Raw genomic sequence first — 22,808 nt, 5'->3', positions numbered from 1 at the left:
ACCGATGATCTCTTCTGTCTTACCGTAGGTGTCTGGAGAAGGGGGAACGGCATACATTTCGGCAGTATCAATAAAGTTAACGCCTTTATCTAATGCATAGGCGATTTGTTCATCGGCATCGGCTTGGTTGTTTTGCATACCCCATGTCATGCTACCTAAGCAGACACGAGATACTTCAATACCACTTCGACCAAGTGGGCTATAAAGCATAATAGATCCTTGTTAATCGCTAGAATGGGCTCTAAGTGCAGTTAATAACTCATCATTTAACTGAGCTTTTTTACCCGTTTTAAAATTAAACATAACCACTTGTGATGAGCCAATGGTTGTTACTGCGTCCTGGCTTTCACTAAATACAGTGTAATGCATCATAAAACGATCTTGTTCAATGTCACTAATCTTTACACCAACATGCACAGTATCAGGAAATGTTACAGGGCGTTTATAGCGGGCATTGTTTTCGCTGATCACCGGACCAACACCTGTTACTTGTAAATCTTTAAGGAAACCCAGTTGAGTAAAGAAATCGATACGGGCTGTTTCAAAGTAGCGAAAATACACCACATTATTGACGTGCTGCAGGGCATCCATTTCACCCCATGCAACATTAATTTTTGTTCTGATAGGGTGTTGTTCTATAAACGATTGCATAGTAAATCTTCGTTGATTGTGAGAAAACTTAGGTTAGCAATATGCTGCTTTTAGCTCAAGGAAATTAGAAAACTCAGTAGATTGTGCTAGATTTATAAGTTCACGCTTACGTAAAGTGTGAGCAAAATGAACACACATTAAAGGACCTTAATTATGCAGCAACTAACCTTGAGGGTGATAAAGTGGATTGCACTTTTCATCTTGCTAGCTCTAGCTTTGCTCTGTTATAGCATGGGCACAATGTCAGGATTTATCGCTTTAATTGTCGTGGGCTTGTTATTCGAAGCCGCGTTTTGGTTATTTGGTTCACGGCTTATTAGCCGTAAAAAACCAAACCAACAAACAAGCCAAACCTCTTAGCTTGCACTCTCAGGAAGTTTAAATATAATAACTGTATATATAAACAGTTGTTGTATTCCTGATGAAAAAATTCATTCACATCGATATGGACTGCTTTTATGCAGCCGTTGAGATGCGTGATAACCCCGCGCTTGCCAATGTGCCACTGGCTATAGGTGGTAATAGTCGTCGCGGGGTGCTTTCAACTGCTAATTATATTGCCCGTAAATATGGTGTGCGCTCGGCGATGTCGAACTATCACGCCAAACAACTGTGCCCCGATCTGGTTATCGTTCCCGGACGAATGCAGGTTTATAAAGAAATCTCCACGCAAATTCGCGCCATTTTTGCAAAGTACACCGACCTTATTGAGCCGTTATCGTTAGATGAAGCCTACCTTGATGTAACCGACAGTACTGCGTGCAAAGGCAGTGCAACACTGATGGCGGAGCAAATCCGCCAAGAAATCTATGACACCACCGGACTAACAGCCTCAGCAGGCGTCGCGCCAATTAAGTTTATTGCCAAAATTGCCAGCGATGAAAACAAGCCTAATGGTCAGTTTGTGGTATTGCCCGATCAAGTTGATGACTTTTTGGCGAGTTTACCGCTTGGCAAAATCCCTGGCGTTGGCAAGGTGACATTAGAAAAGCTGCAACTTAAAGGGCTTTACACAGGGGCTGATGTGCGCGCGAAAGGGGTAAATTGGATGCAGCAGCATATTGGTAATTTTGGCGTGTCTTTATATCAAAAGTGTGCAGGCGAGTACGTTGGCAAAGTGTCAACTGAGCGAGTACGAAAGTCGCTCAGTGTTGAGCACACCTATGAATACAACAAAAATAATTTAGATGAGTGTTTAAGCCAGTTACCCCGCTTGATGGATGAATTAACTCGCCGTCTTGATAAACAGCAATTAAACAACCGCATCAATAAGTTATCGGTGAAGGTCAAGTTTGCCAATTTTGTCGTGACCAGTGCCGATCAAAGCCACCATCAATTAGACGAACGCATTTTTACTGAGTTAATGAGTAAAGCTTATGAGCGAGGTAACGACCAGCCAGTGCGCCTGTTAGGAATAGGTGTCGGAATAAAGAGTCAGGCTCACGAGCATTTTCAGCTAAGTATATTAGACTAAAGGTTAACACCTTGGTGCTTGAAAGTTTGTTAGTGTCTAATTGGGGTGCTAGGCCAGCCTAGTTCAACACCTTAGACAACATTATAACTTAATAAGAGAGATGACTATGCAATCGGTCGTAATCGTGCTGCTCGGAATAGTCGGTATGTTGTTCGGATGGTTCTTTTATTCGAAATTCATCGCCGAAAAAATATTTAAAATGGATGATAATTTTGTCACACCCGCTCATGAACTTGAGGATGGTGTGGATTATGTGCCAACTAACAAAGTTGTGTTATGGGGCCACCATTTCACCTCTGTTGCAGGTGCTGCGCCAATTGTTGGCCCTGCCATTGCCGTATATTGGGGCTGGGTGCCTGCGGTACTGTGGGTGGTATTTGGTACTATCTTTTTTGCTGGTGTTCACGACATGGGCGCTCTATGGGCCAGTGCGCGTAACAAAGGCAAATCAATGGGCGCTTTGTCTGAAAGCGTAATTGGTAAACGCACCCGTGCATTATTTATGATTGTGGTGTTCTTAGTACTATTGATGGTGAATGCGGTATTTGGTGTGGTGATTGCCAAATCATTTGTATCGCAACCTAACGCGGTATTCCCTGCTTGGTCAGCGATTGTTGTGGCCTTAGTTATTGGCCAGTTACTACGCCGTAAAGTGTCGTTAATTCCGCTTTGTTTAGTTGGTGTGGGAATTCTTTATTACACCATTTACCTTGGTAGTGGTATGCCAATTTCATTACCTGATGAAATGTTTGGTCTAAGTGCGAATGCGAACTGGATCATCATCTTATTTATCTACGCAGCCATTGCTTCATTATTGCCTGTGTGGATGCTGTTACAGCCTCGCGACTTCATCAACGGTATGCAGTTATTAGTGGGATTAGTACTGCTTTATGGTGCGGTGTTTGTGTCAATGCCGGATATCACAGCCCCTGCGTTTAATACTCAAACTGCGGTAGATACACCAAGTATTATTCCATTGCTATTTGTGACCATAGCCTGTGGTGCGGTATCGGGTTTCCACGGTATTGTGTCTTCAGGTACCAGCTCTAAGCAGTTGAACAAAGAAACTGATGGTCGCTTTGTGGGTTACTTAGGTGCGGTAGGTGAAGGTATGCTTGCGCTTATTACACTAGTTGCAGTAAGTGGTGTTGCACTTGCAGTATCACCTGAAGAATGGCACGAAATTTACAGTCACTTAGGCGCCGGTAGTGTGAGTGCCTTTATTAATGGTGGCGCAAACTTAATTGAAAGTGGTTGGGGTATCTCACAAGAGGTGGCATCAACCTTACTTGCCGTAATGGTGGTCTTGTTTGCGGGGACTACGATGGACTCTGGCGTGCGCCTGCAGCGTTATATCATTCAAGAGTGGGGTGATATTTATAATATCAGCATCATTCGTAATGGTATTGTAGCTACACTCATTGCAGTACTTAGCTGTTTACTGCTTGCTTTTGGTGCTGGTGGCGCTGACGGTAGCGGCGGTATGATCATTTGGCCATTATTCGGTTCGACTAACCAAATCTTAGCAAGCTTAACCCTACTGGTTATCTCGGTAATGCTTATTAAAGCGAATCGCCCGGCTAAATACACCTTGATCCCAATGAGTTTTGTATTAGTTATGGCGTTCTTTGCTGGGGTTATTAAACTGGGCGAGTACTATCAACAAGGTAACTGGTTACTGGTGACACTTGATTTGTTAGTACTGGTTGTGAGCGTACTGGTTATGCTTGAAGCTTGGTCTGTAATTGTTAAGCATCGTAAAGACTCAGCACACATTACAGAGCAGTAAACTTAGCTTGCCAGCCATATCGTAAGCTGTCTTACTTGGCTGGCAATAGCGCTCTAAATCAATGATAATAAGGTCCTATGTTTCTAACAGCAGGACCTTTTTTATGGCATACCCTCATGCAGTTGCAGCCCCGCAATTAGCGGATGCAAATCACGATGCATTGATTATTATCGGTGATGATTTTTCTTCTTTAGCAGATGCAAGCTTAAGCCAAGCTATTAGCGCTCAACAAGCTGTAGACGCACGTATTGGCAAACAAGTGACATTACTTGTTATTGATTCTAAACGCGTTATTTTAGCGCCTACAGGCCCTCTAAATCGTGATTATGATGATGTACGTCGTTACTTTGATGCAGCGAAGCAAGGTGTACTAGAGGCGAAAGCATCGGGTAGCACTCAGCCTGCAATTTTACTTGCTAACGTAAATCAAGATAGCCGTTACAAGCATGCCCTTGAAGTGGCTTATTTAGGTGCTTGCCAAGCGCTTTGGCAACCACTTGAGGCACGTGAGTTCCACGGCCAAGCGATTGAACCAATTAGCCAAATTAGCCTAGTGGGTGCAGATGAGGCAATGAGCAAAGCGCTTAATGCTATTGCTGCTGGTCAATACGCTGCACGTGATTTATGTGGTACAGAACCTGAGCGTATGGCACCACCACGTTTTGCTGATTACTGCGTTGAGTTATTTGCGGGTAGCAAGGTGTCTGTTGAAGTGATTTCAGATATCAACACTATCGATAAAGATTACCCAATGATGAGCACCGTAGCGCGCGCATCTTACGCTGTTGAGCGTCATCACCCACGTGTTGTGAAACTAGAATACGTGCCTGAAGGCGACGTTGAGCGTACCTTAATGTTTGTTGGTAAAGGTTTAGTTTACGATACCGGTGGTGCAGACCTTAAAGTGGGTGGCTTTATGGCAGGTATGAGCCGCGATAAAGGCGGTGCAGCTTCTGTTGCTGGCTTTATGAAATCAGTGGCTGACTTTGCACCAAAAGGCGTTAAAGTGATTGCTTACTTGGCCGTAGTTCGTAACTCAATTGGTTCTGATTGTTTTGTTCCTGATGAAATCATTACCAGCCGTGAAGGTGTACGTGTACGTATCGGTAATACCGATGCTGAAGGCCGTTTAGCAATGGGTGACCTATTAAGCGAAATGAAAGATCGTGCTTTAAACGAAGTAAATCCAGAGCTATTTACTGTTGCAACACTAACAGGCCACGCAGCACGTGCGATGGGCCCTTACAGTGCGTATGTTGAAAATGGTCCAGCTCGCGCAGCGAAAATTTCGCGCCAAATTGCTGACTTAGGCGATTTATGGGCAGATGGCGCCGAAGTATCTCGTAGCCGTCGTGAAGATTATGACTTCATTCGTCCTCGCACGTTAGCTGACGATGTTTTATCAAGTAACAATGCTGCTTCTGCAGTGACAGCTCGTGGTCACCAGTTCCCAATGGCATTCTTAGCGATTGTTGGTGGTTTAGATAAACATGGTACTGAATCAGCGCAACCATTACCGTATGTTCATATGGACATCGCAGGTAGCGGCGTAGAAGGCGGTGATTGGCAACATGGTAAGCCTACCGCAGCAACAGTAAGCAGCTTATTCGCTCGTTATTGTTTATAAGCTAAAAGCTATAAGTTTTTAGTTTGAAAAGCCCCGCACAGTAGTGCGGGGCTTTTTTGTGGCGTTAATCGAGCTTGAAGCGGTTAACGACATCACTTAACGCTTGTGAGCTTTGCTTTAAGTTTTCACTGGCGGTCGAAAGCCCTTCGGTATTCGACAGTGATTGCTCAGTTGATTGTGAAAGCTCATTAATCCGTAAATTAACCTCATCTGCTGCGCTAGTTTGTTGCTCGGTAGCGCGGGCGATTTGGCTGTTCATATCTTTAATAATAGAGACAAGTCGCTCAATCTCACTCAGCGAGCTATTTGCTTCACCTGCTTGTGAAACCGTTTCAGTTGATAACTGTTGGCTTGCCGATACAGCATCAACAGCAGCTTGTGCGCCAGTTTGTAGTTTACTGATCATGGCTTGAATTTCGTCGGTACTTTTACCTGTACGGCTTGCTAATGTACGCACTTCGTCAGCCACTACGGCAAAGCCTCGCCCTTGTTCACCAGCACGAGCCGCTTCAATGGCAGCATTGAGTGCCAGTAAGTTGGTCTGCTCAGCAATGCTACGGATAACATCAAGTACTGAGCCTATGTTGTTACTCTCTGCAGCAAGATCCGCCGTTACCTTACTCACTTGTTCAATATTATGCGACAGGGTCTCAATGGCGGTGATGGTCTTGTTGAGAACCTGCTTGCCCGCTTCGGCATTTTGCGCCGCTTCATTGGCGGCATGTTCTGCTTGGTCGGCATTTTGACTAACATCGTGAATTTGATGAGTCATCTGTTCCATTGCCGTTGCAACTTGAGTCGAGCTGTCGTTTTGTAGCTCAATAAATGAGTGGTTAGTTTTACTGGCATCATCAACGCTATGGGCAAACTGATTTACTTGCTCTGCATTGTGGGCAACATGTTTGAGTGACTCACGCATTTTTGCGGTGTACAAGTTAAAGTAGCGCGATAGACGAGATACTTCATCATTACCATTTTCATCAAGCTTTTGGGTTAAATCGCCTTCCCCTTGCGAGATGTCTTTCATCATGTTTGCGGCAAGTTGGGTCGGGCGAAGAATGCTATTGGCAATTAGGTAGCTTAGCGCAACCAGTAGGGCAATGATCACTACCGCGGTAATAATCACATGGTTACGTAGCGAAGAGAATGCCTCTTCAATAGTATCAATATAGACACCAGAACCTACAATCCATTGCCATTTATCAAATCCTTTTACGTAGGCAATTTTATCAACAGGCTTATCTTTACCTGGCTTTGGCCACTTGTAGGGAATAAAACCTTTACCTTGTTTTTTGACGATATTAACCATATCGACAAATAACAACACGCCATCTGGATCTTTACTGCCCGCTAGTGATTTACCATTTAATTCGGGCTTAAATGGGTGCATGACCATCACGGGTTGATAATCGTTGATCCAAAAGTAATTGCTGTTGTCGTAACGAAGTGCAGAAATTGTTTCGAGGGCTGCTTGTTTGGCTTGTTGCTCACTCAGCTTACCTTGCTCAAACAACTCATAATTATGCTCAATAATAGAGTAAGCAGACTCAACAAGGTTTTGGGTCTTAATGTATTGCTCTTGCTTTAGCGAGCTGTATTGCTGCGTTAAGCTCGAGACGCTCAAAAATATCAGCCCTATCACGACCACACTCACTAACATGGCGAGGCGCTGAAAAATTGTAAAACGGCGTAAATTCATGTGTATTCCTTCGTCATGCCCATAGGAGCAATGTATTAAGCGTAGCTAAAATAGGTCGAAAATCTAGTTAAATAGTAGAATACATTGAGACAAAAAAAAGGCTGATTTAACAATCAGCCTTTAGTCTAAGTCACCGAAATTAAACGTGATTACTCAACGTTAAAGTGTCGGTTGAAGAAACTTGTGATGGTTTGGTGTAAGTGCGTTTGTACGCTCTTGCCACGTAAACTGTGTTTTGAACCCGGGTAAGTCATCATTTCGAACTGCTTTTCTTGATCTTGCAGTTGTTTGAATAACTTTGTGGCGTGAGTGAATAACACGTTATCATCTGCCATACCGTGGTAAATCATCAGTGGGCCTTTTAAGCCTTCGGCATATGGGAAAACTGCACTTGCTTCGTAACCTTTCGCGTTAGTTGCAGGGTGACCTACATAACGCTCAGTGTAGTGAGTATCGTAAAGTGCCCAATCAGTTACTGGCGCACCAGAAACACCGGCTTTGAAGTAGTCGCCCGCTTTAAACATAGTCATAAGCGCCATGTAACCACCGTAGCTGTGGCCATAAATACCAATACGTTCAGGGTCAACGTAATCAAGGGTGCGTAAGAACTCGACACCTTTAATTTGGTCTGCCACTTCAGCAACACCTAAGTGCTTATAAATCACGTCTTCAAACTTTTTACCACGGTTGTATGAACCACGATTATCAAGTTGGAAAATAACATAGCCTTGTTGTGCCATGTACTGGAAGTATAAGTTTTTACTACGCCAGCTGTTCGTTACGCGCTGAGCATGAGGACCGCCATACACGTTAACAATAACTGGGTGCTTTTTACCATCTTGGTAATTAGTTGGCTTGAATAAACGGTAATGCATGATTTGCCCGTCTTCAGCCGTTAACGTGCCGTATTCAGGCGTGATCAAATCAGCTAGGTAAGGCGTTAATGGGTGTGACTTATCTAACTTGTTTTCTTCAAGCCAAGTGATAAATTCGCCATTAATTTTACGTAATGCCGCAGAACCAGGCTTATTCACTGATGAGCTGTTATCGATAAAGGTTTTGTTGTCTTTAGCAATTACCACATTATGGTAAGCACCTAGCTCAGTTACGCGCTTAATTTCGCCTTTTTTGAATAGCGGTACGCTGTAAAGGTGGCTCTCAAGTGCTGTATCTTTGCGACCTGCAAAATAAACGATGCCTTTTTTCTCGTCGATACCTTTTAAGCTATCAACAACCCATTCACCTTGGGTGATTTGACGGATCATTTCACCATTTGTGCGGTATAAATAAAGGTGTTTAAAACCGTCGCGCTCAGATGCCCAAACGAAATGTTTTTTATCGTTTAAGAACTGCAAATCAAAGTGCAGGTTAATCCAAGTATCACTAGTTTCTGTTAGAGCAACCGTTTGTTTTTTAGTGTCGCTATTATAAAAACGTAACTCTAAGTTATGTTGCGAGCGGTCTTGCCACTGATAAGAAAGTGTTTTGTTATCTTTTAACCATTTTGCGCGAGCGATATAGATATCTTGATCGTCGCCTAAATCAACCCAGTCAGTTTTTTGATTGTTGATGCTTACAACACCTAACTGAATTTTAACGTTGTCGGTACCTGTAAACGGGTAGCGTTGATTAAATAGCTTTACTTCATCCGCGTAAATCTCATTACGGATCGCTTCTTTTACTGGGCTTTCATCAACACGGGTATAAGCGATTTTAGACTCATCACCAGACCACCAGTAGCCAGTCATACGGCCCATTTCTTCTTGCGCAACAAATTCGGCCATACCGTTTTTAATAACGCCGCCACCATCTTTACTTAATTGGATTTCTTGACCCGTTTTTAAGTTAAGTGCATACAAGTTTTGCTCACGAATAAACGACACAAAGTGCCCTTTAGGTGAGAAGCGTGCATCGGTTTCAAATGCTTCTGTGTCGGTTAATTTGCGGCTTTTAGCTGAAGCAAGCTCATAATAGTAAAGGTCGCCATTAAGTGGGAATAAAAGCGCTTTACCATCTTTAGACCATTTATATTCTAAGATCCCTTTACCAAAAATACGCTGGCGCTCACGGCGTGCTTTTTCTTCGTCAGATAAGTTTTCTGGACCAGAAAATAGCGCAGCAGAGTCAACTAATAAGCGGTTTTTGTTATCTTTTAAGTTGTATTCCCATAAGTCGTAACGGTTGTAATCATCGGTTTTACCTTGCAGGTAAGTAACACGACTTCCGTCTGGAGAGAATTTAAGTTGTACAGGCGCTTTGCCTGCTAAGCTTGGATCGTCAAAAATACGCTCAAGAGTAAGAGGTTCAGCGGTCACACTGAATGCTGTTGCCACCACTGGCAAAGCAAGTGAGAGAGATTTAATTTTTTTTAGCACAGGAGTACCTTCGCTCGAATAAAAACTGCCACGATGGTAATGGTAAGCTTAGGCAACTGCAACAAAATGCTATAAAGTAGGGATTGTTTACCCAATATCAAAGGATTTATTGATGAAAAATACTGATACGCCGTTTTCTTTGGCCCCAGAACTACAACGCGACTGCATTGAGCTTGCGGATTGGCCACTGTGTAAAGTATTGCTGATGAATGATAGCCAATACCCTTGGTTTATTTTAGTGCCAAGAGTCGCTGGCGTTAAAGAGATAATCGACCTTTCTGAAGAGCTACAAATTACCTTATTACAAGAGTCGGGCAAACTGAGTAAATTATTACAACAGGTATTCAACCCAGACAAACTCAATGTAGCAGCACTAGGGAATATGGTACCGCAATTACATGTTCATCATATTGCGCGTTTTACAACTGATGCAGCTTGGCCAACACCAATCTGGGGTAAATTACCAGCAGTACCTTATAGCGACGAACAAATTGCCGCATTAAAAGCGCACTTTTAAACTGTTTGTTCTAGCAAGATTGGACTAAGCTAAATGGATGATGCACGAAGGGGTACAGAATAAATGAAACACACAGTGTTTGCAGTGTTGCTTATTCTGAGCTCTTTTTCATGTGTGGCTAAAAGTTACTATTTTGTCGGTAGCCACTTTCCAGCGATTTTAGAGCAGGACCAACAAGGCACAGTGGTTGGCTTAGGTGCCGATATTGCCCACGAAATTTGCAGACGTTTAGGGCATGAGTTGGTAATTGATATCATGCCACTAAAACGCGCTCTAAAAATGGTAGAGCAAGGTCAGGCTGATGCCATTATTGGCCCTTACAAATCCATTATACGTCAGCAGTATATGCAATTCAGTGACTTGCCCTTTTACGAAGATCCGATTGTTTTATATACCAAAAAGAACAATGATGTGACCTGGGTTGGAAACTTTGCCAGTGTACGAAAAGATATTATTGGTACCATTCGAGGTTGGAACTATGGTCCTGAATTTAAGCGTAACGAGGCAAATTTATCGCTATCTGAAGTGGGTAATGTGCGGGCTAGTTTTTTACAATTGATGCATAACCGAGTTGACTTAATTCTTACCCATCCACGGGCTGCAAAGCCTGTCATCGACAGTTTAGATATAGCAGATAAAGTGATTATGTTATCGCCGCCGGTGACGGTTAATCAGGGCTACTATGGCTTTAGTAAACAACGCGAACTCGATGAATTTATTGATGCTTTTAATGGCGAGTTTCAAAAAATGCTGATCAACGGGGATATTGTAGAATTGAATTCTAAATACGGCCTCAATTTTGTTGCACACTAGCTATGCTTTAGTAGATTTCAGGCAATAAAAAACGCTGCAATTGCAGCGTTTTTTATTAAAGGAGAATAAGTCTTAAAGACCTAATACTTCTTTACCTTGTTTGAAAGTAACATCAACAGGGATATTAGCTTGGCTTAGTTTTTCTAAGTCTTTAGCTAGTTCAGCTTTGATTTCGCCATGAGTTGCGATTAGCTGATCAACTTTTTGGTAATCACCGTCACCTTGAATAGTAAGGATTAGGTTAGATAGTTTCTCCATTGCTTGGCTCATTTTCTCCATGTTAACGCTGTATAAGCCGTCAGCATTTTTAGAGAATGCACCTTCTTCAGCGAAGAAGTTAAAGCGGATCATGTTCGCTTTACCGTGTGCGCTTGATGCACCAAAACGCACAGAGCGGAAGATACCAGCCATAAAAGTGATGTAGTAATCTTCTAATGTGCCCTCTGTGATCTCGCCTTTCTTAAGCAATTGTTCAACCATGTAAAGACCTAAGATATCCGCTTTACCTTCTTCAAGGGCACTTGCATGCTCTTGCAATGATTGGCGAACAGTTCCTTTACCAGTAATGGTGTTTTTAATACCTAAACCGTGCGCTACTTCGTGGAACATAGTGTTTGCGAAGAAAGCATCAAAGGTAATGTGCTTACGCTGCTCAGGAACAATTAGCTGCTCTGAAATTGGCACTAAGATTTTATCGAATTTAGCGCGCATTGCGTTTTTAAGCTGTAAACGACGTGTGCCTTTTTCTAGCTGAACTTGTTCATCATTTGGTAGGTTGATAGCAATTGTTTTACTACCTGCATTTGAGTGGCCTGCGTAATAAACAACATCGTAAGCATTTAGGTCTGCATCAGAGCCAGGGACTTCTTGCTTGTACTTTTCGTCTACAGGTAAACCTTTTTGTAGTTCAGGTAAGAAAGCGGCAAATTTAGCTAAACGCTCGCTCCATGCTAAATCTTTAATTAGTACATAAGATTCATACGCTGCACGATAACCAAATAATTGATCTTCATAGGTTTCGATAGGGCCAATAACCACGTCAATTGGGTTATTTTTCATATCCATCCATGCAAAATCAGATGGTTGGAAGTCATCACTTACTAGTGCGTCTGCGCGCATGCTTAGGTAGTTAGCAAACTCTTTATCATCAGCCAGTTTACTTGCTTCGCGTAATAAATTAGCTGCTTTTTCTAATTCTTGTGCATACTCAACTGAGTAAGCCACGCTATAAAGAAGACCTTTTTCATCGCGCTTGATCACCGAGTAAAGACCGGTTTTGTCATCAACGATTGCGTTGTTTAATTCTTCTTTAGTGATATCGCTTGGGTAAAATTCAGCGCCTAAAGGCTTTTCTTCATAGCCTGACAAGAATACTTGGTCACCGTTTAAGCGATCCCAAGGGCCGTAGTTGATATCTGCAAACTTCTGAACTTTTTCATCATTAATTTTTGCTAAGAAAGCGTCTTTGCTCTCACCAAATGCTTGGCGCCAAAATAGCTCATCCATGATTTTTGAGGCATCGATTAACTTGCCAATCATTTGCTTCTGGTTATCGCTTAAGTGGCTAAGATCAGAAGTAAGCGTAAAGTCAGTGTAAATGTCTAAGCGGCTTTTCTCAGCATTGATAAGTTGTGGGTTGTTTTGTTCAGTAGTTTGCTTTGTTTGCTCTGCAGCAGGCTTAGTTTGAGAAGTGGTAGCTTGCTGGTCAGAACATGCACCAAGGAAAACAGCACCTGATAAGATAAGTGCTTGGCTAATTTTATTTAATGTCATTTTTTTGCCCGTTAAAAAAGTGAGAGTCATTGCTTAGAAAACAAAAAGTCTATGCATTAAAGCAAACCTGACATATATATGGCAAGTTTACAGCACTAGAAGCAATATTTATTTATGAGTTAAGAAGTTAAAAAATATAAAAAATAGATAATTTCTGTGAATTTCTTAACTTTAGCGCTAAGTTAGACAATACTAAAACTATAACTAATCTAATAATGTCAGTCATTAGTCTGTCTTTGTTTAGGCGGGCTAACCCAAGAGGATGGCACACATATGTCAACAGAAAATGCATTACTGACCATATTGGTCGACAGAATAAATAATGACACTTTAGTGTTACCTACCTTACCAGAAGTTGCTGTGAAGGTAAGGCAAGCTGCGGATAACCCCGAGGTAAACTTGATGGATATGGCAGATGTCATCTCTCATGATCCGGCATTATCAGCACGAATGATCAAAGTCGCCAACAGTGCATTTATGGGGCGCTCAGTTAAAGTTACAAATTTACACCAAGCTGTAACACGAATTGGCCTACGTCAAATTAAGAACATTGCAACTGCAATGGCAATGGAGCAGCTGTTTGTATCGCATAATGAGCTTATCAAAGGCTATATGGACAAGGCATGGCAAAAAACCCTTAAAGTAGCGTGCCACTCAATTACCTTAATGGATTTCTTCTTACGCAGAAATAAGCAAACCTCGCTTAATCGCGACACAATTACCTTAGCGGCATTAGTTTATAACATTGGCGTACTGCCCATTTTAACAGAAGCTGAAAAGCACCCTGAGGTGTTCGCAAACCCAAGCTTCCTTGCTCATGCCATTCAAAAGCTGGGTGGTAAAGTAGGTGGCGCAATTATGCGAGCTTGGGGCTTCACTGATGAGTTTGTAGAAGTAGCTGAAAGCTGGGCAAATCCAAACTATCGTCCAGAACATATTTGCTATGTTGACTTCATTCGTATTGGCGCGATTTTAGAAGGGATCTTACAGGTTTCTGATAAGTCTGCGGCATTGCAAACTTACATTGACAAAGGCGTGATTGAATCACTTGATATGTTCAGTGACGATGAATATAACGATATGCTTAACGAGGTAAAAGCTATTTTTACTGAATAACAGCAACAAAAAGCGCGACTAAGTCGCGCTTTTAATGTTAACCATTATCTGGGGTAATTTTATAAATCTTCTGCGTCACCTAAGCCTTGAGTTAGCTCTTCTAGCAGCTGTTTAATTTCTTCTGACGCTAATATAAAATCAGCATCAAGTTTTACCGCCATATCTTCTTTTGGAATGTCGGCGTTTTCTTCTTTTAATGTTTCTGAGTAGCTTAAACGCTTAATTGAACCATCGTTTTGAAGCATGAACTTAACGCGTTCTTGCCAATCAAGAGCCAGCTTAGTTACGCGCTTACCATTTTCTAAGTGTGACTTTACTTCGTCGCATGATAAGTCATGGCCTTTTAATTTAACCTGAGCGCCACTGTCATCGGCTTCTTCAAGCTCTGCATCATTACCGATAGAAAAGCCTTCAGGGGTACTGAAATTAGTTAACCAGTCAGTTAAAAATACATCTAAATCGTAATTCGCAAATGCAGGTACGACAGGTAACGTGCCAAGTGATTTACGTAATAGGGCTAAAAGCTCTTCTGCTTTATTAAAACTTGCGCTGTTAACCACAACCCAGCCATTCTTTTGATCAATAAACGCAAACTGTAGGCTCGATTTTTTGAATGCTTGAGGCAGTAAAGTGTGCAGAATATTTTCTTTTAGTTCGTCTTTTTCTTTTTTCTTTACTGGACGGTTTTCTTCCGCTTCGATTTGCTCAACTTTCTCTGCAACTAATTCGTTGATAACGGCAGCTGGCAGTACTTTTTCTTCACGTTTAGCACATACTAAAATGCTGTCTTGAGAGAAATGAGATAGGGTTTGACCATGCTTACCAAAGGCTTTTGTCCAACCAAATGTTGAAAGCTCTTGGCCTGTACATGAGCGGAACAAGTCTTGTTCTAGGGCTTTGTCGAAGTCTTCTTGAGAGTATGAAACGTCTTGTTTAAAACGGTAACAGATAAGGTTACTAAACCACATAATTAGGCTAATCCTTTCAATAAATTTGCCCAATCATAGCAATAAAAAACTGATGCCGAAATGAATCATTTCGGCATCAGCGTTAATTGCTTATGAGTTAAACATTGAAAGTGGCTTTGGCATATTTTTCGGAAAACTAATATGGTAGTGCAAGCCTTTACCGACTTCGCTTGATACCTCAATATCGCCACTCAGGGTTTGCTTAACAAGGTTAAAAGTAATATGTGTGCCTAAGCCACTGCCGCCTTGGTCGCGCTTGGTTGTAAAGAATGGGTCGAATAGCTTTTCTAACTGCTCTTTTGATACGCCATTACCATTGTCTTTAAAGTCGATAACGACTTCGTCATCTTCTTCTTTGATAACAATATCAATGATGCCACTTTCAATTCCTTCGAAACCATGAATGAGTGAGTTCATAATCAAGTTTGTGAAAATTTGACTAATCGCACCCGCAGGCAGGTTAAGTGTTAAATCATCAGGGCAATCTAAATTAATATGATGCGATGTTTTCTTTAGCTTTGGATGGAGTGAGCGGATCACTTCACCTAAATACTCTTTAAAGTTAATGGTACGTACCGCTTCACTGGCTTGGTCCACTGCAATTTGCTTAAAGCTTGCAACCAGCTCAGAAGCTCGGTCTAGGTTACTAGTGAGTAGGCTAGTACTTTGCTTGGCGTCATTAATAAACTCTTCAAGCGCTTTTGGCGATAGGGTTTTTTCTTTATATGCCGCTTCAATTTGGTCCAAGCGTTCTTGTAAAAATGACGTTGCAGTAACACCAATTCCAATAGGAGTGTTTACATCATGAGTAATACCCGCCACTAAGCCACCTAAAGCAGCCATTTTTTCTGAGCCAACTAAGCGTTCTTGCGCCATATTTAGTTCATCAAGGTAGCGTTGTAACTCAGTTTGCTTGGTTATGAGTTCTTGTTCAGTTTGTTTACGTAAATCAATTTCTTCAGTTAGTGTCAGCTTTTGTTTTTCAAGCTCGTATTTTTGTTGCTGCAAGTCCATCATCGCTTGGCTTAGGTTTGATGTTTTGCGCGCTACTTCTTGCTCTAACTGTAAGTTATGTTGGTCGAGCTTTTCGTTGCTTATTAAAAGCTCTTTTTGCGTATGTTCGAGCTCTTCACGGTAAAGTACTACCTTATCTATTAAGCGGTTGAAAGACTCTTCCATTACTTTTAATTCGTTGTGCTCAACAGTTTTGATCTCGATATGGCGGCCTTCTAGGTCGTTTAGTTCAAGATCTTCAATTTGTTCTGTGAATTGTGCCAATGGCTCGGTTAAGCGCTTTCTAAATGCAAGTAAGAAAAGAATGATCAAAAAGGTGGTTTTGATCATTGCATTACCAATTAAAAAGTAGATAGAAATCATGATGCGGCTAAATACCACTTCACGACTTGAGAACAGGGTTACATCACCTACTTGGGTTGTTTTACCCGAAAATTCAAAAATGAGTGGGAATGTGTAACCGAATAAGCCTGATGGCGTATCTTCGATAATCGCTTCTTCTTGCACTAACTGTTGACTGTATAGCTCGTGAATATCTAACGAGCGACCTAACTGAGAGAGTACCTCGCCGCTATCATCACGCACGATAATACCCTCGATCATAGGGATTGCCAGTAAGCCCTCAGCCGTGGTGATGGTTTGTTTATCGTTCAGTTCCCAAATAGCGCGGGTTAAACTACGGCTAAATGTTTTTTGTAAAGTCGTTAACTCGTCGCGAATATAATCTTTGGTATTAACGTACTCAGCAATAACTTGTCCACAGGTCACTACAAAAGTAAGTAAAAAGTAGACTGAGAGTACATTTGTTAATAATTCTTTGGACAGGCTTTTTTGTAGCATGGAATATCCATAGCTCCTTGGTGACAATTGTAATACATTCAGCTAGTTCTAAAGTTAGCTAATAAATGGTTAAAAAGAAATAAATATATCCTTTTTTACTGGAACATTTATAAATTGTTAGTAAATTTTGAAAAAACTTGCCCTTACTGCGCTTGAAAAAGTGTGTTATAAATTTATTCCATCTTTAATTTAGCCTTTTTTGATGTTGTATTTGCTACAGCGAAGATTTTTATTTCATGAATAATCCTAATTTTTCAGTACTGGTCTGTGATGATTCAAATATTGCCCGAAAGCAGGTAGTACGCTGTTTAGGGGATTGCTTGGATGCAGATGTTCAACAAGCCACAAATGGCCGTGAAGCTCTAGCCTTATTACGCGAGCAAAACTTTGATCTATTGTGCTTAGATTTAACCATGCCAGAATTGGATGGTGTTGCAGTGCTCGAAACGATCAAAGCAGAGAAAATTGAGTGCTTTGTTATAGTGATTTCGGCTGATATTCAGGCTGAAATGAAACAAAGAGTAGTAAAATTGGGTGCTATTGACTTCATTGATAAACCGATAGATCTTGTGCGACTAAAAGCAACTTTGCATAAATTTGGTATTCACTAATCTTTTATATAACACAAACGCATAATTTATCTTTTCTTTAAGGGTTGACAGGCTGGCTATATTTAAGGCAGTCTACAGGCTATGAAAACATTTAATCGCGCAACGACCATTATTATTACAACCATCATCCTTACGGGATAGTGGCATAGGTCGGTGCAACAAAATTATAGGCCTGTGTTCACTAGAACACAGGCCTTTTTCGTTTATGGAATGAGGAAACATAAATAATGCGAGTATTAAAATTTGGTGGGTCGTCCTTGGCCGACTACGCATGTTTGCAACAGGTAGCTCAGTTAGTCAAAGAAGAATTACGCGATGAAATGCTGTTAGTACTGTCAGCACCGGGTGGTATGACAGATTCATTAGTAGCATTAGCAAGCGCTGCAGAGCAGGGACAAGATTTTAGTGAGTTATGGCAAGCATTGGTTGCGCGCTGTGAACAACTAAAAGCTGCTGTTGAAGCTGACTTTGGTCAGGTAGCAAGTTGGCCTGATTTGAGCGAACTTAAGAATAAACTAGATGGTGTTGCACTTTTAAAGTGCTGCCCAGACCAAGTACGTGCTTATGCAATCAGTTTTGGTGAGCGCGTAAGTGTAGCCTTAATGGAGTGTATGCTTAAAGAAAGTAATGCTCGTTATTTAGAAGCGACAGATTGCATAGCTTCAGTGGGTGGCTATATTGATGCTGAAGCTGACTTGGCTGCAAGTAAGTTACGTTTTCAAGCAGCATTAAAAGCGGCACCGAGCACTATTTATATCATGCCGGGTTTTACTGCTGCCAATGAGCAAGGTGAGCTAACAACACTTGGTCGCAATGGTTCCGATTACTCAGCAGCTATTGCGGCAGCATGCCTAGAAGCTGAAGTATGCCAAATCTGGACTGATGTTGACGGTGTTTACAATGCAGACCCGCGTTATATCAAAAAAGCATCTAAGGTTGATTCGTTATCTTATAAAGAAGCAATGGAGCTGTCTTACTTTGGTGCGAAAGTATTGCACCCGAAAACGATTTTACCTTGTGCCAAAGCGGGTGTGCCGTGCGAGATCAAAAATACTCATAACCCACGTGCAGAAGGTTCTGTGATCAGTAACGACAGTGTGTCGAACGATCCAGTTAAAGCATTATCAAGTTTACAAAACCTCGCTATGTTAACGGTGTCTGGCCCAGGTATGAAAGGCAAAGTTGGCATGGCGTCAAAAGTATTTAATGCACTGGCGCACGACAATGTTTCAATTGTACTAATCACTCAATCTTCGTGTGAATTTAGCATCAGTTTCTGTGTGCATGAGAGTGACCTATCTCTTGCTTTAGAAGCATTACAAACTGCTTTCGAATTAGAATCACAAGCCGGCTTAATCGAACCAGTACAAGTGCAGCGTAACCTTGCGATTGTTACTCTAGTTGGCGATAACATGCGTGCGCACAAAGGTTTAGCGGCTAAGTTCTTTGCTTCATTAGCTCAAGCGCAGGTTAATATTGTTGCTATTGCACAAGATTCGACTGAAAGCGCCATTTCAGCGGTTATCGACGGTGAATTATGCAACGACGCAGTAAAAGTGTGCCATGAGAACTTCTTTACTCACATTCCTTCAATCGATGTGTTTTTACTTGGCTGTGGCTTAGTTGGCCAAGAGCTTATTCAGCAGTTAGAGCGTCAACAAGCATGGCTTGAAAAACGTAACATCAAGCTGAACTTGTATGGTGTTGCTAACTCAAGACAGCTTTATCTAGATAGCGAAGGCATCGCTTTTGATGGCTGGCAAGACAAACTAGCCGAGTCAGAACAAGCATTTGATTTAAATCTGGTTGAGCAATTTGTTAAACAAAACCATTTAATTAACCCTGTGATCGTAGATTGTAGCTCAGCCGATAAGCTTGCTGCGCAATATGTTGATTTCTTGAATGCCGGTTTCCATGTGGTTGCGGCAAACAAAAAAGCCAATACTAGCTCGTATGCTTACTACCAAGATTTAGTAGCAGCTACACAAAAGAATAACCGTAAGTTTTTATACGAAACAAACGTAGGTGCAGGCTTACCAGTACTTGATAACTTGAAATCACTATTTGGTGCCGGTGATGAGCTTATTAAGTTCAGCGGTATCTTGTCGGGTTCATTATCGTATATGTTTGGTGCGCTACAAGATGGTTTATCTCTTAGCGAAGCAACGTTAAAAGCAAAAGAAAGTGGTTTTACAGAGCCAGATCCACGTGATGATTTATCAGGCACTGATGTTGCTCGAAAACTACTGATCATTGCTCGTGAATCGGGTCTTGAGTTAGAACTAAGCGATATTGAAGTTGAATCAGTTTTACCAAGAGGGTTTGCAGAAGATGATTCTGTAGCAGATTTCATGGCAAAACTACCATCACTTGATGCACAGTTTAACGACCGCATTCAAAGTGCTGCAAGTGAAGGTAAAGTACTTCGTTATGTGGGCACTATTGAAAACGGTCAATGTAAAGTAGGCATTGAAGCCGTAGATAGTAGCCATGCTCTTTACGATATCCGTGACGGTGAAAATGCATTGGCAATCTTAAGTCAATATTATCAACCACGTCCGTTTGTGATTCGTGGTTATGGCGCAGGTGCTGAAGTAACGGCTGCAGGCGTATTTGCTGATATCTTAAAAACATTAACACGTTAGGAGCTGGTCATGATCCGTGTATATGCACCCGCTTCAATCGGGAATTTTGCTGTCGGCTTTGATGCACTAGGTGCTGCGCTGGCACCTATCGATGGCACTTTATTAGGCGATGTTGTAGAGGTGAGTGCCGCTGAGCAAGATACTTTTGTCTGCTCTGGCGACTATGCCCATAAACTACCTGCAAATGCTGAAGAAAACTTGGCTTATCAATGTTTAATTCACTTTAAAGAGCACGTTGCACCGGCTATGCCAGCGGTAAAACTTGAGCTTAAAAAGAACCTACCAATTGGCTCAGGTTTAGGTTCAAGTGCTTGTTCTGTGGTGGCAGCGTTTGCTGCCCTTGATAAATTTGCCGAAACCAAATTATCTCAAGAGCAACTTATCGAGTTGATGGCTGATTTTGAAGCCATTGTTAGTGGCGGCCGTCATTACGATAACATCACACCTTGTTATTTAGGTGGTTTGCAATTAACGGGTGAACTCATTCCGAACAAGTCAATTTCGTTACCCGTTGATAATCAATGGTATTACGTAGCGGCTTTTCCAGGTTTTTCACTGAATACTGCAAAAGCGCGTTCGGTATTGCCAACGCAATTATCAATGCACGACAGTGTTGAGTTTGCACAGCGGCTTTCTGCATTTAGCAGCTTATTGCTAACAGGTCGTTTTGATGCTGCGTTATCAATTATGACAGATGAAATCGCTGAGCCACATCGCGCACCATTAATCCAAGGTTTTGCGGAAGCTAAAAGTGCTTTACCAGAGCTTGGTGCAGAGATTGTCAGTATTTCTGGTGCGGGCCCAACATTATTTACCGTGTGTAAGAGTCTTGAAGCTGCTCAAAAGTGTGCAGCTTGGCTGAATGATAATTACGTAAATGAACAAGGTTTCAGCCACATCTGTAAACTTGATCAGCTTGGCACACGACAGCTTTAAAGAATTTAAGGAATAAACATGCAATTACATAATTTAAAAGATGAAGCACAACAGGTGTCGTTTGTTGAAGCGGTAAAAACGGGGTTAGGACGTAACCAAGGGGTATTCTTCCCAGAAAGCCTTTCGCCAATTCAAGACATTGATGCGTTACTTGATTTAGACTTTGTTAGTCGTAGCAGCAAGATTTTATCGCACCTAATTGGCGATGAACTACCTGCCGATACCGTTGCACAGATGGTACAAAATGCTTTTAACTTTGATGTGAAACTGGTTGAAGTAGAAAAAGACATTTATTGCTTAGAGCTATTTCATGGTCCAACGCTTGCGTTTAAAGACTTTGGTGGCCGTTTTATGGCTGAGTGTCTTGCACAATTTAACCAAGGCGAAAAAGTAACAATTTTAACTGCAACATCGGGCGACACGGGGGCTGCGGTTGCCCATGCATTTTATAATAAGCCAAATATCGATGTCGTGATTTTATACCCGAAAGGTAAAATTTCACTAGCGCAGCAAAAGCTATTTACAACATTAGGCAATAACATTCACTGCTATGCTGTTGATGGTAGCTTTGATGATTGCCAAAGCATGGTAAAGCAAGCTTTCTTAGACGATGAAGTTAAACAAAAGCTAGGTCTAAATTCTGCTAATTCAATCAACATCAGTCGTTTAGTTGCACAGGTTTGCTATTACTTTGAAGCCATTGCTCAATTACCTAAAGAGCAGCGTAGTAAAGCGCATATCTCAGTACCAAGTGGTAACTTTGGTAATGTGTGCGCTGCGATGATCGGTGCTGTGCTTGGTATGCCAGTAGCGAAACTAAGTGCTACAACTAACCAAAACGACACTGTGCCACGTTTCTTACAAAGCAAAGAGTGGGCACCGAATGACACGCTTGAATCGTTATCGAACGCTATGGATGTGAGTAAACCGAATAACTGGCCACGTGTTCAGTTTATGTTGGATAACAAATGGTTTAGCTATGATGATTTTTATTCAAGCTGTGTTGGCGAAGAAGAAACAAAAGAGGTGATGAAAAAAATTCATCAAACGGGTTACATCGCAGAGCCTCATACTGCAATTGCTTATCAAGGCTTGAAAGAAAATCTAGCAGATGGCAGTGCAGGTATCTTTTTAGCGACTGCACACCCAGCAAAATTTAAAGACAGTGTAGAAGAAATTTTAGACATCGAACTACCTATGCCGAAACCACTTGCTGATGCGCTAGCAAATGAGTGTTTGGCTGAAGATATTAACTTTGATTATCAATTGCTTCGAACTGAGCTGTTAAATAAATTAGCATAACCTTGATTATAGAGCGGCTAAGCCGCTCTTTTTTATGCAGTCTTTTAATAAAGCACTCAATGAAGTAACGAATGGCTATGACGGTTTAAAATCCGCATGCTTAGAATGACCCCTGCCGAGATACACAGCAAAATACTGATCACCGAAACGAGTTCATTTTGCGTCCATTGCATCAAGGTGAATGCCGAAATAAAAATGATAAAAGGTTTAAATTCATAGTAATAGCGACGTTTTCTTTGCTTGACTCGCTGGCTTGAATGATCGGTTCTTCTGGCTTCAGAACGCATCCGCCAAATGTTAGCACCTAATAAAAATAAGATTACACCGATTAATGTAGGCACATAATTATTGGCTAATGTGATACAACTGATGCCGAGAAAAAAGTATCCGTAGGGGACTAATTCGTATATTGGTTTAGCTAACATGTACTTATACCATCCTTGATATTGACCAGTCTTATAAGCTTAGTTTGCCCTAATAAAAACGCAATTTAACAGAGCGATTTTTGTTTAAGTAACATTTTAAATATCTATGAAATATTTTAAATTTATAAATTTTTGTTATGTATCAATAAAAAAATATCATTATTAAAACACTGTGAAATAAATTCAATCCCTGTTTAAATATGTTCATCTTTACAAGATAGGCAAAAGTGCGT

The 22,808-nt window shown here is 41.5% G+C and carries 19 protein-coding genes; 11 read left to right on the top strand and 8 right to left on the bottom strand.

The window, feature by feature from the left end:
• Together AN394_RS16240 and AN394_RS16235 are read right to left on the bottom strand one after the other, a co-directional pair.
• On the bottom strand, positions 1 to 210 hold a 210-nt coding region (locus AN394_RS16240), incomplete at its 3' end, for an aldo/keto reductase (RefSeq protein WP_200910019.1).
• 12 nt (positions 211 to 222) lie between these two features.
• The gene (locus tag AN394_RS16235) at positions 223 to 651 is read right to left on the bottom strand and encodes a thioesterase family protein (RefSeq protein ID WP_054562679.1); all 429 of its coding nucleotides are present in this window, start codon (positions 649 to 651) and stop codon (positions 223 to 225) included.
• Positions 652 to 804: 153 nt separating this feature from the next.
• Between AN394_RS16235 and AN394_RS16230 the strand changes: the two genes are divergently transcribed.
• From AN394_RS16230 to AN394_RS16215, 4 genes are all read left to right on the top strand, one after another.
• Positions 805 to 1,011 carry a hypothetical protein gene (locus AN394_RS16230; protein WP_055022001.1) on the top strand — a complete coding sequence of 69 codons (207 nt, stop codon included), beginning with the start codon at positions 805 to 807 and terminating at the stop codon, positions 1,009 to 1,011.
• A gap of 61 nt (positions 1,012 to 1,072) precedes the next feature.
• On the top strand, positions 1,073 to 2,125 hold the full coding sequence (gene dinB, locus AN394_RS16225; RefSeq protein WP_055022000.1) for a DNA polymerase IV: 1,053 nt from the start codon (positions 1,073 to 1,075) through the stop codon (positions 2,123 to 2,125).
• Between the two features lie 106 nt (positions 2,126 to 2,231).
• Complete coding sequence (locus AN394_RS16220) at positions 2,232 to 3,914, top strand: carbon starvation protein A (protein ID WP_054552592.1); 1,683 nt, start codon at positions 2,232 to 2,234, stop codon at positions 3,912 to 3,914.
• A gap of 103 nt (positions 3,915 to 4,017) precedes the next feature.
• Positions 4,018 to 5,541 (top strand): leucyl aminopeptidase family protein, encoded by a 1,524-nt coding sequence (locus tag AN394_RS16215; RefSeq protein ID WP_054552591.1) that lies wholly within the window; start codon positions 4,018 to 4,020, stop codon positions 5,539 to 5,541.
• Positions 5,542 to 5,605: 64 nt separating this feature from the next.
• Here the strand turns inward: AN394_RS16215 and AN394_RS16210 are convergent, their stop codons facing one another.
• Both AN394_RS16210 and AN394_RS16205 read right to left on the bottom strand, forming a co-directional pair.
• A complete protein-coding gene (locus AN394_RS16210; RefSeq protein WP_054562676.1) occupies positions 5,606 to 7,240 on the bottom strand; it encodes a methyl-accepting chemotaxis protein in 1,635 nt (544 codons plus the stop codon).
• Between the two features lie 149 nt (positions 7,241 to 7,389).
• On the bottom strand, positions 7,390 to 9,615 hold the full coding sequence (locus AN394_RS16205) for a S9 family peptidase (RefSeq protein ID WP_055021999.1): 2,226 nt from the start codon (positions 9,613 to 9,615) through the stop codon (positions 7,390 to 7,392).
• A 112-nt stretch (positions 9,616 to 9,727) separates the two neighbouring features.
• Between AN394_RS16205 and AN394_RS16200 the strand changes: the two genes are divergently transcribed.
• Both AN394_RS16200 and AN394_RS16195 read left to right on the top strand, forming a co-directional pair.
• Positions 9,728 to 10,132 carry an HIT domain-containing protein gene (locus AN394_RS16200; RefSeq protein WP_054562674.1) on the top strand — a complete coding sequence of 135 codons (405 nt, stop codon included), beginning with the start codon at positions 9,728 to 9,730 and terminating at the stop codon, positions 10,130 to 10,132.
• Between the two features lie 63 nt (positions 10,133 to 10,195).
• Positions 10,196 to 10,945 (top strand): ABC transporter substrate-binding protein, encoded by a 750-nt coding sequence (locus AN394_RS16195; RefSeq protein ID WP_055021998.1) that lies wholly within the window; start codon positions 10,196 to 10,198, stop codon positions 10,943 to 10,945.
• Positions 10,946 to 11,017: 72 nt separating this feature from the next.
• Here the strand turns inward: AN394_RS16195 and AN394_RS16190 are convergent, their stop codons facing one another.
• Positions 11,018 to 12,718 carry a dipeptidyl-peptidase 3 family protein gene (locus AN394_RS16190; RefSeq protein ID WP_054562672.1) on the bottom strand — a complete coding sequence of 567 codons (1,701 nt, stop codon included), beginning with the start codon at positions 12,716 to 12,718 and terminating at the stop codon, positions 11,018 to 11,020.
• A 273-nt stretch (positions 12,719 to 12,991) separates the two neighbouring features.
• Between AN394_RS16190 and AN394_RS16185 the strand changes: the two genes are divergently transcribed.
• On the top strand, positions 12,992 to 13,834 hold the full coding sequence (locus AN394_RS16185; RefSeq protein WP_054562671.1) for an HDOD domain-containing protein: 843 nt from the start codon (positions 12,992 to 12,994) through the stop codon (positions 13,832 to 13,834).
• A 59-nt stretch (positions 13,835 to 13,893) separates the two neighbouring features.
• Here the strand turns inward: AN394_RS16185 and rdgC are convergent, their stop codons facing one another.
• Entirely contained in the window at positions 13,894 to 14,802 is a 909-nt protein-coding gene (rdgC, locus tag AN394_RS16180) for a recombination-associated protein RdgC (RefSeq protein WP_054552583.1), read from the bottom strand.
• A gap of 90 nt (positions 14,803 to 14,892) precedes the next feature.
• Positions 14,893 to 16,656 (bottom strand): sensor histidine kinase, encoded by a 1,764-nt coding sequence (locus AN394_RS16175; protein ID WP_054562670.1) that lies wholly within the window; start codon positions 16,654 to 16,656, stop codon positions 14,893 to 14,895.
• 236 nt (positions 16,657 to 16,892) lie between these two features.
• On the opposite strand from AN394_RS16175, the gene AN394_RS16170 reads away from it, so the two are divergent.
• The 4 genes from AN394_RS16170 (at position 16,893) to thrC (ending at position 22,150) form a co-directional block, all read left to right on the top strand.
• Positions 16,893 to 17,267, top strand: coding sequence for a response regulator (locus tag AN394_RS16170; protein ID WP_054562669.1), 375 nt, complete (start codon positions 16,893 to 16,895; stop codon positions 17,265 to 17,267).
• A 227-nt stretch (positions 17,268 to 17,494) separates the two neighbouring features.
• Positions 17,495 to 19,912: a bifunctional aspartate kinase/homoserine dehydrogenase I gene (thrA, locus tag AN394_RS16165; RefSeq protein WP_055021997.1), complete on the top strand. Its 2,418-nt coding sequence runs from the start codon at positions 17,495 to 17,497 to the stop codon at positions 19,910 to 19,912.
• Positions 19,913 to 19,921: 9 nt separating this feature from the next.
• Positions 19,922 to 20,848 (top strand): homoserine kinase, encoded by a 927-nt coding sequence (gene thrB / locus AN394_RS16160; RefSeq protein ID WP_055021996.1) that lies wholly within the window; start codon positions 19,922 to 19,924, stop codon positions 20,846 to 20,848.
• An 18-nt stretch (positions 20,849 to 20,866) separates the two neighbouring features.
• Positions 20,867 to 22,150, top strand: coding sequence for a threonine synthase (gene thrC / locus AN394_RS16155; RefSeq protein WP_055021995.1), 1,284 nt, complete (start codon positions 20,867 to 20,869; stop codon positions 22,148 to 22,150).
• Positions 22,151 to 22,206: 56 nt separating this feature from the next.
• Here the strand turns inward: thrC and AN394_RS21935 are convergent, their stop codons facing one another.
• On the bottom strand, positions 22,207 to 22,575 hold the full coding sequence (locus AN394_RS21935) for a hypothetical protein (RefSeq protein WP_130166844.1): 369 nt from the start codon (positions 22,573 to 22,575) through the stop codon (positions 22,207 to 22,209).
• Positions 22,576 to 22,808 lie beyond the last annotated feature (233 nt).

It is taken from the genome of Pseudoalteromonas sp. P1-26 (assembly GCF_001401795.1).
Taxonomy (GTDB): Bacteria; Pseudomonadota; Gammaproteobacteria; order Enterobacterales; family Alteromonadaceae; genus Pseudoalteromonas.
This window is presented reverse-complemented; position numbering and strand designations above follow the sequence as displayed.